This is a genomic window from Streptomyces sp. NPDC050636 (assembly GCF_040654775.1).
Lineage (GTDB): Bacteria > Actinomycetota > Actinomycetes > Streptomycetales > Streptomycetaceae > Streptomyces.
On the sequence record NZ_JBFAIP010000030.1, the window covers coordinates 51,192 to 66,212 of the forward strand.

Annotated in this window: 19 protein-coding genes and 1 pseudogene; 14 read left to right on the forward strand and 6 right to left on the reverse strand. The window is 66.6% G+C overall.

Translation table 11 applies throughout. From position 1 onward, the window contains the following. Positions 1 to 4: 4 nt before the first annotated feature. From AB0I10_RS22085 to AB0I10_RS22105, 5 genes are all read left to right on the forward strand, one after another. A complete protein-coding gene (locus AB0I10_RS22085; RefSeq protein WP_363154252.1) occupies positions 5 to 136 on the forward strand; it encodes a hypothetical protein in 132 nt (43 codons plus the stop codon). A gap of 22 nt (positions 137 to 158) precedes the next feature. Next, positions 159 to 449: a hypothetical protein gene (locus tag AB0I10_RS22090; protein ID WP_363154253.1), complete on the forward strand. Its 291-nt coding sequence runs from the start codon at positions 159 to 161 to the stop codon at positions 447 to 449. 323 nt (positions 450 to 772) lie between these two features. After that, complete coding sequence (locus tag AB0I10_RS22095) at positions 773 to 1,036, forward strand: hypothetical protein (protein WP_363154254.1); 264 nt, start codon at positions 773 to 775, stop codon at positions 1,034 to 1,036. A 119-nt stretch (positions 1,037 to 1,155) separates the two neighbouring features. Then, the gene (locus AB0I10_RS22100) at positions 1,156 to 1,962 is read left to right on the forward strand and encodes a methyltransferase (protein WP_363154255.1); all 807 of its coding nucleotides are present in this window, start codon (positions 1,156 to 1,158) and stop codon (positions 1,960 to 1,962) included. Further along, positions 1,959 to 3,266: a salicylate synthase gene (locus AB0I10_RS22105; protein ID WP_363154256.1), complete on the forward strand. Its 1,308-nt coding sequence runs from the start codon at positions 1,959 to 1,961 to the stop codon at positions 3,264 to 3,266. Before AB0I10_RS22100 ends, AB0I10_RS22105 begins: the two co-directional genes overlap by 4 nt. A gap of 468 nt (positions 3,267 to 3,734) precedes the next feature. Here the strand turns inward: AB0I10_RS22105 and AB0I10_RS22110 are convergent, their stop codons facing one another. Together AB0I10_RS22110 and AB0I10_RS22115 are read right to left on the reverse strand one after the other, a co-directional pair. Further along, on the reverse strand, positions 3,735 to 4,163 hold the full coding sequence (locus AB0I10_RS22110) for a DUF6086 family protein (protein ID WP_363154257.1): 429 nt from the start codon (positions 4,161 to 4,163) through the stop codon (positions 3,735 to 3,737). Positions 4,164 to 4,253: 90 nt separating this feature from the next. Beyond that, a complete protein-coding gene (locus AB0I10_RS22115; RefSeq protein ID WP_363154258.1) occupies positions 4,254 to 4,988 on the reverse strand; it encodes a DUF317 domain-containing protein in 735 nt (244 codons plus the stop codon). On the opposite strand from AB0I10_RS22115, the gene AB0I10_RS22120 reads away from it, so the two are divergent. From AB0I10_RS22120 to AB0I10_RS22135, 4 genes and pseudogenes are all read left to right on the forward strand, one after another. Further along, a complete protein-coding gene (locus AB0I10_RS22120) occupies positions 4,954 to 5,286 on the forward strand; it encodes a Dna2/Cas4 domain-containing protein (protein ID WP_363154259.1) in 333 nt (110 codons plus the stop codon). The genes AB0I10_RS22115 and AB0I10_RS22120 overlap by 35 nt on opposite strands. Positions 5,287 to 5,316: 30 nt before the next feature. Beyond that, positions 5,317 to 5,580, forward strand: coding sequence for a hypothetical protein (locus AB0I10_RS22125; protein ID WP_363154260.1), 264 nt, complete (start codon positions 5,317 to 5,319; stop codon positions 5,578 to 5,580). Positions 5,581 to 5,821: 241 nt separating this feature from the next. Next, positions 5,822 to 6,277, forward strand: coding sequence for an NUDIX domain-containing protein (locus AB0I10_RS22130; RefSeq protein WP_363154261.1), 456 nt, complete (start codon positions 5,822 to 5,824; stop codon positions 6,275 to 6,277). Between the two features lie 132 nt (positions 6,278 to 6,409). Then, positions 6,410 to 6,957, forward strand: a pseudogene (locus AB0I10_RS22135) (transposase); the annotation flags it as partial. A 253-nt stretch (positions 6,958 to 7,210) separates the two neighbouring features. Here AB0I10_RS22135 and AB0I10_RS22140 read toward each other — a convergent pair. Then, positions 7,211 to 7,420, reverse strand: a complete 210-nt coding sequence (locus AB0I10_RS22140; protein ID WP_363154290.1) for a cold shock domain-containing protein — start codon at positions 7,418 to 7,420, stop codon at positions 7,211 to 7,213. 276 nt (positions 7,421 to 7,696) lie between these two features. On the opposite strand from AB0I10_RS22140, the gene AB0I10_RS22145 reads away from it, so the two are divergent. From AB0I10_RS22145 to AB0I10_RS22155, 3 genes are all read left to right on the forward strand, one after another. Then, on the forward strand, positions 7,697 to 8,533 hold the full coding sequence (locus AB0I10_RS22145; RefSeq protein WP_363154262.1) for an IclR family transcriptional regulator: 837 nt from the start codon (positions 7,697 to 7,699) through the stop codon (positions 8,531 to 8,533). 364 nt (positions 8,534 to 8,897) lie between these two features. Then, positions 8,898 to 9,227 carry a hypothetical protein gene (locus tag AB0I10_RS22150; protein ID WP_363154263.1) on the forward strand — a complete coding sequence of 110 codons (330 nt, stop codon included), beginning with the start codon at positions 8,898 to 8,900 and terminating at the stop codon, positions 9,225 to 9,227. Between the two features lie 316 nt (positions 9,228 to 9,543). Then, the gene (locus AB0I10_RS22155) at positions 9,544 to 9,948 is read left to right on the forward strand and encodes a DUF3592 domain-containing protein (protein ID WP_363154264.1); all 405 of its coding nucleotides are present in this window, start codon (positions 9,544 to 9,546) and stop codon (positions 9,946 to 9,948) included. A gap of 156 nt (positions 9,949 to 10,104) precedes the next feature. Here AB0I10_RS22155 and AB0I10_RS22160 read toward each other — a convergent pair whose 3' ends face one another. Both AB0I10_RS22160 and AB0I10_RS22165 read right to left on the reverse strand, forming a co-directional pair. After that, positions 10,105 to 10,473 (reverse strand): DUF5949 family protein, encoded by a 369-nt coding sequence (locus tag AB0I10_RS22160; RefSeq protein ID WP_363154265.1) that lies wholly within the window; start codon positions 10,471 to 10,473, stop codon positions 10,105 to 10,107. After that, positions 10,473 to 10,730 carry a hypothetical protein gene (locus AB0I10_RS22165; protein ID WP_363154266.1) on the reverse strand — a complete coding sequence of 86 codons (258 nt, stop codon included), beginning with the start codon at positions 10,728 to 10,730 and terminating at the stop codon, positions 10,473 to 10,475. Before AB0I10_RS22165 ends, AB0I10_RS22160 begins: the two co-directional genes overlap by 1 nt. Before the next feature lie 228 nt (positions 10,731 to 10,958). Here AB0I10_RS22165 and AB0I10_RS22170 point away from each other — a divergent pair, with 228 nt between their 5' ends. Next, the gene (locus tag AB0I10_RS22170; protein ID WP_363154291.1) at positions 10,959 to 12,497 is read left to right on the forward strand and encodes an ISL3 family transposase; all 1,539 of its coding nucleotides are present in this window, start codon (positions 10,959 to 10,961) and stop codon (positions 12,495 to 12,497) included. A 96-nt stretch (positions 12,498 to 12,593) separates the two neighbouring features. Then, entirely contained in the window at positions 12,594 to 13,217 is a 624-nt protein-coding gene (locus tag AB0I10_RS22175; RefSeq protein ID WP_363154267.1) for a hypothetical protein, read from the forward strand. Between the two features lie 169 nt (positions 13,218 to 13,386). On the opposite strand, the gene AB0I10_RS22180 is transcribed toward AB0I10_RS22175, so the two are convergent. Continuing rightward, positions 13,387 to 15,006, reverse strand: a complete 1,620-nt coding sequence (locus AB0I10_RS22180) for a hypothetical protein (protein WP_363154268.1) — start codon at positions 15,004 to 15,006, stop codon at positions 13,387 to 13,389. Between the last annotated feature and the right edge of the window lie 15 nt (positions 15,007 to 15,021).

Here is a 15,021-nt window from a genome sequence, read left to right on the forward strand (position 1 = left end):
ACGCATGACCATCGTCATCTCACGCCACGCATTCCGTATGGACAACGTGGCCGTGATCATGGCGCCGGTCGTCGCGGCCGCACAGGAAGCCGTCGAGGGGATGGAGACCTCCGAGGAAGGCCGCTACGACGCATGACCTTCACACTGGGCGCAGCGAAGTGGCGCTGCCTCCAGGACCCCAGTTCGGACGAGCTCGAGAGACCAGCGATGTCTACGCGCATGCCACCGCTGCGGCCGGCTGTACCACCGCCCTGTACAGCGAAACCCACCCGCTCCGCGCCTGGCGCGCGGACGGCACCCAGGCATCGCAGCAGAACGGCCTGACCTTCCATGCGGGCAAGCAGTACGCGACCTGCCAGTACCCGCCGCCCCGGGCGGCTGAAGAACTCCCCCAGGCCACCGTGGGGCCCTCGCAGTGCCTTGTGCAGGAGCAGAAACCAGCAGGCTGACAGACCCGGCTCTGACCGCCTTTCACGTCCCGCAGCCAGTAACTCTGGCTGCGGGACGCCGCTGGTGTTCATGCTGGAGTGGCTTCGCTGATGTCTAAGGACAGCGTCTGTCAACGGGTTTCGGAGGCAGCTGGCGATCCATCGGCTCGGAGATGTTGATGAGAAATGACGGCGCTGCGTGACCGAGACCGGTACCGGCGGTACTCGCCGAGAATCCAGCGGAGTAGCAGCTCCTGGCCTGGCGTTGCTGTGGAGCCGGTGCCTGCCTGTCGAGGTTCTGCGCGGCTACGGGGTGTCCCGGGAGCAGGCGCGTTCTGTGGCAGGTGGCGAAGTATCTGGGATGGCGGCCGGCGCAGTCGCTGGAGCTGATGGGCTGGACGAGTTCCTGCTGGCCCCGCGATGGAGCACGACTCGCCGTCGCTGTTGTTCCGCCCGGGCCATGCGTACCTGCGCTCGGCGAGGGTGATCCGTCCGGTGTGGTCACGCTGCTGGAGAAGGTCGGCACCGTCCGTCTGGCCGCCGAGCGGGAGACCCACGCCGGAGCCCGGCACCGGTCCGTATCCCAGGCCCGCGGCCGCCTCCTTTGATCTCGTCGCACCCCAGTGGTCTGTGGCTCAAAACGCTACATTGCACCCTGCTCTGGATCCCGTACTCTCCGCGATCATGAGAGGAGATCGCTCCTCTCTTAGAGCCAAGGAGACCAGGGGTGCCCCAGTACCTGTTCGACAATGCTGCCGCCCAGACCGGGGGCCGCTTCTCGGTTCTGGAGAGATGCTATGACCCCGTATCGCAAGGTCAGTTGGAGCTGACGGGGCTTGCCGCAGGCTGGAGATGCCTGGAGGTCGGCGGCGGAAGCAGCTCGCTGGGCGACTGGCTGGGGGAGCGGGTGGGACCAGGCGGTCAGGTCACGGTCACCGACATCGAGCCGCGCTGGGCAGCCGGGCGGGAGCGCCCGGCGCATGTGCGGCTGGTGCGGCACGACATCGTCCGCGACCCGCTACCCGGGGACGGCTATGACCTGGTGCATGCCCGACTGGTGCTACAACACCTGCCCGAGCGGCTGCACGTGCTGGAGCGGCTCGTGGAAGTCCTTCGGCCGGGCGGCTGGCTGGTGCTGGAAGAGTTCGACTGCGGCTGGACGCCCGTACTGGCCGCCCCCGATGAGACGGCGGCGGCCCTGTTCGACCGGGTGCACTCGGCACTGATCGGACTGCTCCAGGAGGCTGGGGGCGATCCGCTCTTCGCGCGCCGGATGACCGGGGCGATGGCACGGGCCGGCCTCACCCGACTCGCAGCGACCACCTATGCGGAGGCATGGCCGGGCGGGAGCGCGGGGATCGCCCTGCACCGCCACAACAGCGACCAAGTGGCCGACCGCCTAGCTGCGGCAGGGATCACAAACGGCGATCTGGACCGGTTCCGGGCCCTGCTCCAGGACCCCGCATTCATCGTGAACTCCTATCCGCTGCTCAGCGTCCGTGGCCGCCGCCCGCTCCTGGAGGACCTGCGTTGACCCGCACCTCCTACTACGAAGCGCGCCTGCCCCTGGCTGAGGAACCACTGGATCTCATGGCCCGGCTGGTCCGCAGCGGCCTGTTCGCCCCGTACGTGGTGTACGAGAACGGCAGCGAGTGGTCCCTGGCAGGCGGCGCCCTGACGTCCGTCCGGCTGGCCGGACACGAAGCCGCGGACCTGAGCCGGGTCGGAGAGCGGCTCGCCCAGGCTCCGGTGGCGGACTGGCGTGCCTACGGCTGGGCGGCATTCGAGCTGGGGCCCGTACTTGCCGGCACCACCCCAGGCGGCCCGGATACGCTGCTGCACCTGATCGTGCCGGAGGACGAGATCCGAGCCAGCGCGAACGGACTGCTGGTGCGGTCGGTGGACCCGGCGCGGTTGGACCTGCTGATCCAGCTGGTCCAGGCGCCCGGCGACACCGGGGCAGAGCCGGCCGACCGAATCCCGCTCCCCCTGGAGGACACCGGACAGTACCGGGCGGCGGTCGCCGCGGCCCTCGTCGAACTCCAGGGGGACGGCCCGCTGGAAAAGGTGATCCTCTCCCGGCAGGTGCCCGTGCCGGCGGCAGTGGACCTGACCGCCACCTACGTCGCGGGCCGGCGAGCGAACACCCCGGCCCGCTCCTTCCTCCTCAACCTCGGGAGGATCCAGGCAACCGGCTTCAGCCCGGAGACCGTGGCCGAGGTTGCCCCGGACGGCACGGTCACCACCCGCCCCTTAGCCGGCACCCGAGCTCGCACCGGTTCGGCCGTCGAAGACGCCCGCCTGCGCACCGACCTGCTCAGCGACCCCAAGGAAATCCACGAACACGCCATCTCCGTCAAACTCGCGTTGGAAGACCTCGCCGCCGTGTGCGACGCCACGGTCGTCAGCGAGTACATGACGGTCCAGCAGCGCGGCACCGTCCAGCACCTGGCCTCCACCCTCACCGGCCGGCTCCGTGCCGGGCACGGCCCCTGGGACGCCTTCGCCGCCCTCTTCCCTGCGGTCACCGCCACCGGAATCCCCAAGGCCGCGGCCTACCCCCTCATCCGTTCACTCGAAGGCAGGCCCCGCGGCCTGTACGCAGGCGCCGTCCTCACCTGCGACGCAACCGGCGCCCTCGACGCCGCTCTCGTCCTGCGCAGCCTCTTCCAGCACAACGGCCGTTGCTGGCTCCAGGCCGGAGCCGGCGTCGTAAGCCAGTCGTGGCCCGAACGCGAACACGAGGAGACCTGCGAGAAACTGCGCAGCATCGCCCACCGCTTGGTCCCCGTTGCGCAGCCGCCCCAGACCGACGTTCGTCTGTCGACCGATTCCTGAACACGATCGGTGAGTGGTCGATCCGGGCCCGCCCAGGCCCGGATCGTGCGCCGTACTTCTCGACCATGCGGTGGAAGATCCAGGTGACCGTGTGCCGCTCTCCTGCACCGGGCACCCGGATCCGCGGAGGACCTCATCGATTACGGCTTGAAAGAATCCAGCCGCCTCCCCTCGGGGAGGCGGCTTCTTTCGCGGCTACCCAGGATGATCCAGCGCTTTCGCACCGTACGTCACGTGGCGCCGCACTTACGCTCGATCTCTCGCATCGAGAGGCCGCCGACACGGACGGCCTCACACTGCCCTGGAACTCCGGCGTCGTCGAAGGACACGTCAACCGCATCAAAATGCTCAAACGCCAGATGTTCGGCCGAGCCAGCTTCGACCTTTTCCGCAAGCGTGTCCTGCTCTACTCGCAGGACATCGTTTCTGATGGCGTCAGAGTCCTCCGCAGGTGCTGGCAGACCTGGCTCAGGTCGGCATGAAGCGGCCCACCTCGCGTGACTTCTGCCGAAGGTCGGCTGCCCACACCACCTCAGAGGAACCCGGGGCCGTCGGGACCTGAACATCCTTGTGCTCGCCGCCCTTAGCATGGCCGGCTGGCTGCCAGTTCACCTCGATGCACGCTCTCTCCGCCAGGACCAGCACCGTGGTGACGAACCCCTCGGACAGGACTGTCATGACAGCGTGGCTCGTTCTGCGGTGCCACGCGAGCAGGGCGTCGACGAACGCTTTGAATACGGTGGGGTCGATCTGGCACTCGTCAGCCTTCATAGGCCCGATGCCGGACGGCAGCCCCACCTCGGCTTCATAGACGTTTACCTGGCTCATGAACAGCCGGGAGGCCCCATTGGACGGGTTCCACAGGGTCTGGTCGCCCATGTCGTAGTACTGGCTCACTGCGGCTCATCCTGCTGGTCATACGGGCCAGCGTAGTGAGCAACCGACATTACGTTCAGTCAGCCCTTCACGGAAAGTGATCCAGAACCGCTACTGCTCGATAGGAGCCAATGTTGGAGAGACGGCCGACGGCATCGGTGCAGAGAAGCTGGATCCAGTACATGTCACACGACGGGGGCGATCGAGGTCCGCGAAATCGGCTGGGCCGGCTGACCGACATCCGCGCGTTGCGGGGGCGGCTGTTTGGGGCAACTCAGGCCGGACTCCACATCGCGGGCATCTTCCTCTGGTCCGCACGCTGATCCAAACGAAACGGCCTAGCTGTATGCCTGGCCGTTGCCGGGATGGCTGGCGGCGTGGTGCCGAGGCGCGAGCCGCGCTCGTGCGGAGCGGCGTTGGTCTGGCGGTGCCGGTTCCGTGGGCGACGTTCTCGGCGAGGTCGGCCAGCAACGAGCTGGGGGTGTGAGGGGATGCCGTGAGGGTCCAGGTGGGGTGGTTGAGGCTGGGGCCGGCCCAGATGGTCCAGGTGGCGAGGGTGCTGTTCGGTTTCTGGGCGGCGAAGGCGTCGAACTGGACACCTGCCTCTTGGGCGGGGCTCGTCCAGCGGATCCAGCGCCCGTTCACGGTGTGCTTCCAACCGGCTTCGGTGAGGGGCTTCGTGGCCGCGGTGACGCTCTTCTCGTCCACGGGAGCGCCGACGGCGGTGTCCCAGCCGTCGCCCTCGGCGAGGTGGTGCAGCAGGGTTTGGAGCACGGGGGCAGGGGTGGCGGCTGTCGCGGTGAGGTGCCACATGCGGTCGGAGACGGGTGTCTCGTACGCGGCCACGGTCCAGTACCTCTACCACTGCCGCCGCCAGCTCTGGCTGTACCTGCGCGGCATCCGCCCCGAACGCCTCAATGCCACCGTCCAGCTCGGCGTAGCGGTCCACGACGTCGTCACCTACGCGGCCGTCATCGCCAGGGCGGGCGTCCTCATCGGCCCTCGGAGGGGTACCAACACGACGGCGCCCTCGACGGGCTCGGGCCGGTCTCGCCTCAAAACGACGTCCGCTACTCGTGTACATAGCCGCACTGGGTATAGCGCGCTTCGATGCTCCTGCTGGTCTTCATGCGCCAGCTCGTGACCTGCAACCAGTCTCGCCGTTGAGCCCGGTATGACCGACGCCCTCGCCGAGTCCCTGGCCCGAGACGCCGTCACCCTCCATGAAGACCTTCGCGCCGGCGACTGGCAGCCGAGCGCCGCAGAGCAGCTGCTCGCGGAGGGCATCGCCCGTACCCAGTGGAACCACCACAGCCTCCGTGCCGCTCTCCGCGACCTGTCGGCCGACATGCGCGCCGGTCGCCTGCTCGATGTAATCGATCCCGCAGTCCGTGTCGCCGAAGCCATCGGCACCCCGGCCGTCGACGCTGCACTCTGAGAGCTGAGCGTCCTGGTCGACGCTGTGGCAGACGGGCCGGCTTCCGTCCGTGGGGAGCGGGCAGCGCCACGGCACCTGGGTGGCTCGGCGATGCGGTCGGCCAATTAATTCACAGGCGCGCCACCTCGGTCCTGCACCACACTGGCTGTGTCTCACGGCCAAGCGTTCACAGACGCCGGATCGTTTTGAGGGAACGCCATTGTCTGAGCGTGCTCCGCAGGCCAAGTGGAAGACCGAACCTATGACAACACGCCTCGTCGCGGCTGTGCTTGTCACCGATCCCGTCAGCAACAGGCTTCTCGTCCTCCGGCGCTCTGACCATTTGGACTTTGCCCCCGGAGAGTGGGATGTCCCGAGTGGCAAGGGTGAGCCTCAAGAGCCGGTCACCGCCACGGCAGCCCGCGAACTCAAGGAAGAGACAGGGCTCCTGGTCGACGAGGAGTCGCTTCGTCTCGTCCATGTCATTCATGGGTCATGGGGCGATGAGGCTCCAGGGATGTACATGGCCCTGGTCTTCCATACCGATCAGTGGCGTGGCCAGCCCCGCAATGCGGAACCGGAAAAGCACGATGTAGTCGAATGGGCGTCTCCGGACAATCTCCCGCAGCCCTTCAGCCGCACCACCCTGGTCGCCGTGCAGCGTCACCTCTCGGGCGGTTCAATTCTCTCGTTCGACGGCTGGCCTGCGCCTGCATAAACCGTGCAGAGCCTGACAACAAAGGGCGTCAGCGAATCAGACACCGTTGGTAAATCCCTGAGTACAGCGTGACGTCGGTCCGCACCACTGAGTTGGTGGTGCAGACCGACGCGTGTCTTGGGGAGGGTGACGGTGTCCTTGCGACCCGAGGTGCCGGGGGAAGTTCCGGAGGAGACGGCGAGGGTGGCCCGTGAGGCGTCCCGCGTGGTTGTCTGGCGGTTCGGGTGCGCGATGCGCTCGGGCCTTTGTTCAGCGACGAGGAGTTCGCTGGTCTCTTCTCCAGCAGGAGCCGGCCGACTGCCTCACCCGCGAGGCTCGCGCTGGTCTCGGTCCTGCAGTTCGCCGAGGGCCTGTCCGACCGGCAGGCCGCACACGCGGTGCGCTCGCGCATCGACTGGCAATACGCGCTCGGGCTGGAGCTGACCGATACAGGCTTCGATTTCTCCGTGCTCAGCGAGTTCCGAGACCGGCTGATCGGCGGCATCGAGGCCCGCATCCTGCATGCGGTGCTGGAGCGGGCGGCAGCGAACGGGCTGCTCAAAGCAGGCGGGCGGCAGCGCAGTGACGCCACCCACGTATTGGCCGCAGTGCGCGAGCTGAACCGTCTGGAGTTCGCGGTGGAGACCCTGCGGGCGGCACTGAACGTGCTGGCCGCAGCGGCTCCCACATGGCTGTCCGCCTAGACTCCTCCGGAGTGGTTCGACCGGTACTCCGCCCGCCCGGACGTCACGAAGTCGAAACTGCCCAGCCGGTGGCCATGCCCGTTTGCTGGTCGGCTGGTTGGGTGGCTCGCAGGGAAGGGGCCGCCATGGCTGGTGGCATAGAACTTGTGGATGAGGATCGAGCTTCCTGATCAGGCCGACTGGGTGCCAGGGCGCTACCGGGCGCCTGGGCCCCAGCCGCTTTCCCGCTGTCGGGGCGCCGGGTACAGAATTAGCCGCCGAGGTACACCACGTTGACGGCAATTTCGCCCCTAGGCCCCTGACCAATGTCGAACATGACCATGTCGCCTTGCTCCAACCAACGGTGACCGACGACATCGGTCCAGTTCACGAAGATATCCTTTACGCCCTGGGCGGTGTTGTAGGCGATGAACCCAAATCCCTTAGCCGCGTTCCACCACTTCATTGTGCCAAGGTGTATTGGGGCCTTGTTGGCAATGCCTTTCGCGGGGGCTGCCTGCGCTGTTCCGGGTGTGGCGACAACTGCGACGGCGCCAATACCCGCGATCGCCAGGGCTGTGGTAGCGGCGACGAGGCTTTTACGAATTCGGGTCATTGCTAGTTCCTCCAGTGTCTAGTCGAGAAGCGAGCGCCGCCAAGGGGGGCCGGCTGGGAAGATGCTCGCCGGTCGGTCGACGGTCGGCTACCCCTGGTTTCATTGAGTGGACCCATCCGGCGCGATCCACGGGGGCCCGGTGTGAACAGCTCGCACGACGGCAACGGCACGAACGAGGGACCATCCCGCGCCCGGGGACAGCGCCCGGCTCACGGTGAACCCCTCCTGGACCGGGCCTTTCGCATCCTCGCCTGCTTCGGGCCGGACGTACCCGAGCTGTCGCTGACTGCCCTGGCCGCGCGGGCGGACCTGCCCAAGGCCACCGCGCTACGCATCGCCCGCCAACTCACCGAGCACGGCGCCCTGGAACGCACCGACTCCGGCCACTACACCATCGGCCTACGACTCCTTGAGATCGCCACCGTGGCACCCCGCGGCCACGGCCTGCGCACCGTCGCCCTTCCCTACCTGCAAGACCTCTGGCACGCCACACGCCAGCACGTGCAACTGGTCGTACGCGAGGGCCTCGAAGGCGTCCTCGTCGAGCGGCTGTCCGCGCACGATGCCCCGCGCGTGATGTACCGGGTCGGCGGCCGACTCCCCCTGCACGCCACCGCTCCCGGACTCGTCCTGCTGTCCTTCGCCCCCACCCAGTTCCAAGAGGACTTCCTCACCGCCGACCACCCAGCCGACGACGACAACCTGGATCTGGCCGCAACGGCCGACGCGCTGCGGCCCAAGCTCGCGGCCATCCGCCGCGACCGGTACGCGGTGTTCTCCCGTCCCCAATGGGACACCCCGATGACCGGCGTCGCCGCACCCATCCTCGACCGACACCAAACCACCATCGCCGCGATCTCGGTCATCACCCCCTCCCAGCAGAACCAACCAGCCACGCACATCCCCGCCGTGGTCGCCGTCGCACGTGCCATCACCCGCGCAATGACCACCGAAGCCGCTCACGACCCCCTGCCCTAAGGCGTGTCCGACAGATCGCGTGACCGAGCCGCGCTGGCGTCGTTCCGGCCAGCCGAGGGCCTGTCCGATGGTCCCTTCGCCCGCTTCGTCCCTCGGACGACGAGACGTGGTCGCATCTGCACGGACAACGAAACTGCCTCGCCACCGTGACGTGAGCACCGCCGTCACGCCCATTGTTGTGACCTCGTCACGGGTTGTCGTAGGCGCGTCACGGGCCTGTCACGCCGCTGTCCCGAAACATTCGCAGCGGTCCACTCAATGAAACTCCGGGTAGCTGATGGGCGTTGGGGCGGAAAGCATCCCCGTGTCAGCCGCACAGCCCTCCGGGCGCCGCGGCACCACAAAGACAGGAACGTGAAGTGCCATGCAGAAGCGAGCGAAAATCGGCACTGTGGTTGCCGGAATGATCGCGGCTCTTGCCGTTGGTGGAGCGGTAGCACCTCAGGCTCAGGCCGCCGGCAACGAAGAACGGGCATGTCGGTTGAATATTGTGATCAACGAAACTCACGCGACCATGGACGGACACGCGCTACACGAACTGCAGCACCGACCCCACACGATTCAGCAACTCATTGTCGCGGAAGTTCACCGGCGAGACGAAGAACAGGCAGCGGAGATCGCGCGTCAACTCTTCGCCCAGGGTAGGTACGCCGAGTGCGCTGTTGTGAAGCCGCGCACTCCGCATGGGAACTGACGTGACCCCGGCAGCCGTCGGGGCCAAGTCCGCTTCTCTGCCGCATGGCGCCATGAACGAACCACGCACCGGGCCGCCACCGGGCCCATCGGACACAGCCCATAGAACTGCCCTCCCATCAGCACAAACACCGTTGCAGTACTGGCACTGTGGAACTCGCGGGCCTCCACGAGCGGGCGTTGTTGGCGAATCCGTCCCGTTGGTAATTCAGATATGTCGTAGCCGGTCCGACGAAGGCCGTAACCACCGATGAGGGCGACGCGTCCTCCCGCATGCGACGGCTCGAAACGCAGGACGAGACGGAAGAAGTGGCAGCATGTCAAACGGGTTCACATCTGTTGTGGCGTGCGGGGCAGCCGGATTGCTGCCCCTTTGGCTCGGGTTACGCGAGGCGCTGGTGGTGCGGCGGCTCCGGCGGGACGGGATCAGGACGCGCGGTGTCGTGGTCGACAACGTACGGTCCGACAGCGACGGGTCGATTTGGGTGCCGGTCATCGCATTCCGAGACCAGCAGGGCCACCGTGTGAAGTTCACGCCTCGGATACGTGGGTCCGGGCTGGGGCTGGCGACCGGATGCAACGTGCCGGTGGTGTATCTGCCGCGCGACCCGCAGTCGGCACGGGTGTACACACCTCGGCACATGGTGGGACCGGTGGTGTTCCTGTTGTTCGTCGGGGCTGCCTTCCTCGGCTTCGCCGTGCTGAGCGCCCTGGGGAACTGAGCGCAGAGGCACCGCCGGTACTCCTTCCCACGGGATGGACCAGCAGGACGAATTCGCCAACAGCGCCCGAATCAGGGCCGCCCCCGGAAGCGGTGGCGGCCCTGACTGCGGCGGGGCAGGTGCCGGGTTCAGCTGGCAGCGCGAGCGCCGGGAGTGTCAGCTCACCGGTACGAGCATGGATGCGGCCGAGCGAATGGTGCGCAAGTCCTGGACGTAATCCATGATGCGGGCTTCCGGAGCAGCCATTCCGCCCGCTAAGACTCGTGTGGCCACCGACAGGAAGATCTGTCCACGGCGCCGCGCGATGTCCGCCCATTCGCCATTGGTCGCCCGACTCAGCGTGAGGCCCGGAATGCCGGTGACGGTAACGGTGGATCCTTTCAGCGATGCAATGACAGGTTCGTCCTTGATCCTCGGGTTCTCGGCGAAGCCACCCTCCTGCATGCCCCATGCTCGCACGATGTTGCGCATGGCCAACTGCGTGGCCTGCGGCCTGAGCGTGCCGTCGCCGGGGGTGTAGGCCATCAGAAGCGCAGGGCCCAGGTGGGCTGGTGGAGGGTGTTGCCGCCCCACACGGTCCAGGTCGGCAGCGGGCTGTTGTGCTTCTGGGCGGCGAAGGCGTCGAACTGGACGCCCGCGTCGTTGTCGTCCGCCGGAGTCCACTGGATCCAACGTCCTTCGACTGTTTGCGGCCAGTCGGCGTCGGCCAGGGGGCGGGTGGCCTCGGCGATGGTCTTCTGTCGTGCCGGCTTCCGACTTCTCCGAAAGCGCGTTCTCTTCACGTGACGGAGAGCAACTGCGTCACGGAAAGCGAGCCAGAACCGTTCTCGGGTTCTGGCTCAACTTCTGTGGTGTGGCCACTCTGAGTGACGGCTGAGCGTCTACGGGTGGCACCCGAAGTCGCCTGAAAATGAGCGTGGCCAAGGCGGATGGGCTGACAGTTCGGAGCCGTGGAAGAAGTCGTGCTCCGGCTGAAAGAGCTGTTGTTCCCGTCCATCGCGGACGTCGCGGTGCTGTCGGTGGACGTGAATGTCGAGAAAGTACGTGTTGACGCGAAAGGCACCGCGGCCGGTGCGGCCTGCCCGGGATGCGGGGCCTGGTCGCCCCATGTTCACGGCTCCTATCTGCGGTTTCCCGCTGATGTGCCAAGTGCCGGACGAAGCGTCGTACTCCAGATACGAGTTCGCCGGTTCACTTGCCAGAACACCGTGTGTCCGCGCCGGACCTTCGTGGAGCAGATACCTGGCCTGACCCGCAGGTACGGCCAGCGCACCGAGCGGCTGCGCTCGACCCTGGCCGCGGTTGGTCTCGCCCTGGCGGGCCGGGCAGGTGCTCGCCTGGCCTCCGTCCTCGGAGTGTCCGTCAGCCGAAGCACGGTCTTGCGCCTGGTCGACGCGCTTCCCGAGCCGGAGGTGCCGGCGCCGCGGGTGGTCGGCGTCGACGAGTACGCCACTCGCAAGGGCCACTACTACGGCACTGTCCTGGTGGACGTCGAAACCCGCCGTCCGGTCGATCTGCTCCCAGACCGGGAGGCGTCGAGCCTGGCGGCCTGGCTCGCACAGCGGCCCGGTGTCGAGGTCGTCTGCCGGGACCGCGCGCCGTTCTTCGCCGAGGGCGCGGCGGCCGGAGCGCCGCAGGCGGTCCAGGTCGCGGACCGGTGGCATCTCTGGCACAACTTGAGCGAAGCCGCCGAGCGGAGCGTCGCCCAGCACCGCCGCTGCCTGCGCGTCCTGGCGCCCGCGGCGCCTCAACCCGAACCCGAGGCTGTCCCGGACGCGGACCCGTCCGCTTCACCTTGGCCGCGAGGACACCGATTCGCCGACCGGAGCCGGGCCCGGCACGCAGCCGTCCACGACCTGCTGAAGGCAGGACACAGCCGGCGCTCGGTTCAGCGGCAGCTCGGGATGACCTACCGCACCGTCAAGCAGTTCGCCAACGCCGCGACGCCGGAGGAGTTGTTCACCGGCCAGTGGCAGAACCGGCCCTCCGTCCTCGACGACTACAAGCCCTACCTGGATAACCGCTGGAGCGAGGGCTGCACCAACGCGTGGAAGCTATGGGAGGAGATCGTGCCGCTCGGCTACGAGGGCAGCTACCAGCGCGTTCGCGCCTACCTGCACGACAAACGCACGTCACCGCGGCCGGTGACTGCACGGCCGCCCTCGCCCCGGGTCGTCGCCGGATGGATCCTCCGGCATCCGGAAACCCTCACCGAGTCCGAGCAACTCCAACTCAAGGACGTTCGGACGCACTGCCCCGAACTCGACGCTCTCACCCGCCACATCCGGTCCTTCGCGGCCATGCTCACCGTCCGCCAGGGTCAGCACCTGCCGGACTGGCTCGAGGCCGTCCGGCAGGACGACCTGCCCAGCCTCCACACTCTCGCCACCGGGATTGACCGCGACCGCGACGCCGTCATCGCCGGACTGACCCTGCCCTGGAACTCGGGAGTCGTCGAGGGACACGTCAACCGCATCAAGATGCTCAAGCGCCAGATGTTCGGCAGGGCCGGCTTCCAACTCCTTCGAAAAAGGGTCCTGTTGTCGTGACGGACAGTGGTGATCTTACGACTGCCGTGAGTGAGTAACACTCGAAGGCACCCATAAGATCGTCGGGCTGATCGCTTGCCACTGGAGGGGGAACAGGTGTTGCGAACCAAGAGGACAGTTCAGGATCTTTGCCTGATTGCGGCGGTTATGCCCCTGTTCGGGTGTGGATCCGGGACGGACGCTGACGAGCACAGCCCAACCCCGAACGACACGCCTTCGGCTGAAGCCGCCAGAGTCCTGGGCGAGAAACAAGTACGGGCCGTGCTCCCGGACTTGGACGATGTCCCTCCGGGCTGGGAAAAATCCGGCACGCTCCGTGTCCTGGGGGCTAACCCCAAAGACGGCGGCATTTTGGCCTCCCAGGGTTACGCTGCGACCGACCTCGAAGGCGTTGTCGGATTCGGTATCAAGTCCTTCCAGACCCGAGCTCAGGCCATCGGTAGGTACACGGAGAAGAAGTCCCAGTTGGCAGGCGCCCAATTTGGGCCTGTGCAGATCCCGGACGTAGACGCAGCGTTCACGGCCTCGTACTGCCTAGGCAAGAAATACTGCAGCACCTCGATCAACCTCCGCGTGGACTCTGTTTACGCCTATGTGAACATCAACACGGATGGTCCAGCCGCAGCCGATGCCAAGATCCTGAACTCTGTCACCCGCATGTTCGCCCTGCGTATTCGGCAGGCACAGCATGGGCTGTCGCCATCGGCAAAGGCAGCGTGAAGCCGCAAGCATCTAACTCTCCGCGATCGCTCCACAGAAGTTGAGCCAGAACCCGTTCTCGCGTACAAAGCCAACTGCGCGTGCAGCTGCTTCTAGGCGTGTACGGACGAAGGGGCCCCCTTCACTGCACGGGCGGTGAAGGGGGCCCCGATCTTGCTCGGGCGCAGTGTTACCTGATGCGCACGTAGTATTCGTCGTTCTCTCCCTCGCCCAGGGACTCGTCCCAGGCGAGGATGCGGTCGTTGAGGTAGTAGCGGCGCAGCATGCGCCCCCCTTCCTCGTTCTGCTCCCTGTTGACGGCCTTGACGGAGAAGTCCCACTTCTTGCTTGCCGCGCCCTCCAGGGTGGAGGCGAAGGGGTACTCGTCGCAGTCCTGGTAGGAGGTGTCGGGGCGCTCGGAGACCGGGATGCCGGTCTTCTCGTAGAGCTTCTTGTACTTGCCCTTGCCGTAGCAGGCGCCGTTCTTGTGGGCGCGGTTGTCGACGTAGGTCTTCTTGTGCAGCTTCTCGGTGATGCGGTGCAGGCCCGGCGAGTTCGGGTCTCCGGTGTATTGGCCGGGGATCTTCTTCGTCTGCGGCGGTACGGGGGAGGGGTAGGTGTTGTTGGGGTTGTTGAACGCTTCCCGGATGTGGTCGCTGACGCCGTGGTGGTTGTTCGTGCCCGTGCTGTAGGTCAGGTGCGGCACGGCTTCGGAGAAGATGCAGGCTTTGGGGAAGGTTCCGTTCAAGTCCCGCATGTAGCCGGCGGAGTCGCAGCGCTGGATGCGTTCAGGGGTCTCGCCGCTGTCGAAGGTCTTGTAGCCGCCGCCGTCGGTGAACATCTCCACGTACCACTGATTGTAGGAGATCTTGTCGCGGCCCTTGCCCTTGTCGGGGTTGTTGGAGATGTCCCAGTGGGCCCAGGTGGGGTTGTTGTCCCAGGTGGCCCAGGGGTAGGTGTAGGAGCTGGGTGCGGCACCGCAGGTGGTGTAGTCCTGGGAGCACTGGCCCATGAGCGAGAAGGGGACGCCGGGGGCGGTCCACCAGTCGTCAATGGGGCCCCACTGGTAGTCCACGGAGTCCTTCTCGATCTCGGAGAAGATCCGGGTGCGGCGTTCCTTTGCGTCGCCCTGTCCGAAGACCTTGATGGTGGCGACGGTGTCGCCTTCGTGTTCGACGGGAACGCCGCTGTTGTCTACCGACCAGTATTCGGCCGTGAAGCGGTACTTGGAGCAGGTTGTGTAACGGTTATAGACGCGGGCCTGGTTGAGTCCGAGGCCGTTGAAGCAGGCGTCCAGGCGGTCGGTGTCGGGCTGGCTGCCGATGGGAACCCAGCCCTGGTCGTTTTGTCCGCCGGTTGGGGGTGGCACGTATTCCTGGGTGGATGGTCCACCCTTGGTGGTTGCCCCGGCCGCGGCCGGGGCGGTATCACCGGCTGCGTTGGCGGCGGCTCCCTTCATGGAGAGCTTGGCTCCCTGGAGGAGGGACAGGTCCGGGGCGGCGTTCTTCTTGTTGCCGTTCTTGAGGGTCTTGCCCATCTTGAGCGGCTCATTGGCGAAGTTGGGCTTGCGTCCTTCGGCGCGGGCCTTCCTGGCTTCCGTGCGGATGGCGTCGAGCTTGTTCTTGTTGATGCCGACCTTGATGTGGATGCCGTGGGGGGCGTCCTTGATGCCGGTGGTGGTCTGCTCGGTCGGTGCCGGCTTGGCCGCGGGTTCGCTTTCAGATGCGGCGGCCGTGGTGGGGATGATGAAGGCTCCGGCGACGATGGCCGCGAGCAGGACTTTGGTGCGTGGTTTAGCTATTAACGGCATGCGTTGGCTCTTCCC

Coding starts and splice junctions, on each gene's coding strand:
- AB0I10_RS22085 (WP_363154252.1), top strand. CDS start 5: ATGACCATCGTCATCTCACGCCACGCATTCCGTATGGACAACGTGGCC.
- AB0I10_RS22120 (WP_363154259.1), top strand. CDS start 4,954: ATGCGGTCGGAGACGGGTGTCTCGTACGCGGCCACGGTCCAGTACCTC.
- AB0I10_RS22125 (WP_363154260.1), top strand. CDS start 5,317: ATGACCGACGCCCTCGCCGAGTCCCTGGCCCGAGACGCCGTCACCCTC.
- AB0I10_RS22130 (WP_363154261.1), top strand. CDS start 5,822: ATGACAACACGCCTCGTCGCGGCTGTGCTTGTCACCGATCCCGTCAGC.
- AB0I10_RS22150 (WP_363154263.1), top strand. CDS start 8,898: ATGCAGAAGCGAGCGAAAATCGGCACTGTGGTTGCCGGAATGATCGCG.
- AB0I10_RS22155 (WP_363154264.1), top strand. CDS start 9,544: ATGTCAAACGGGTTCACATCTGTTGTGGCGTGCGGGGCAGCCGGATTG.
- AB0I10_RS22160 (WP_363154265.1), bottom strand. CDS start 10,473: ATGGCCTACACCCCCGGCGACGGCACGCTCAGGCCGCAGGCCACGCAG.
- AB0I10_RS22180 (WP_363154268.1), bottom strand. CDS start 15,006: ATGCCGTTAATAGCTAAACCACGCACCAAAGTCCTGCTCGCGGCCATC.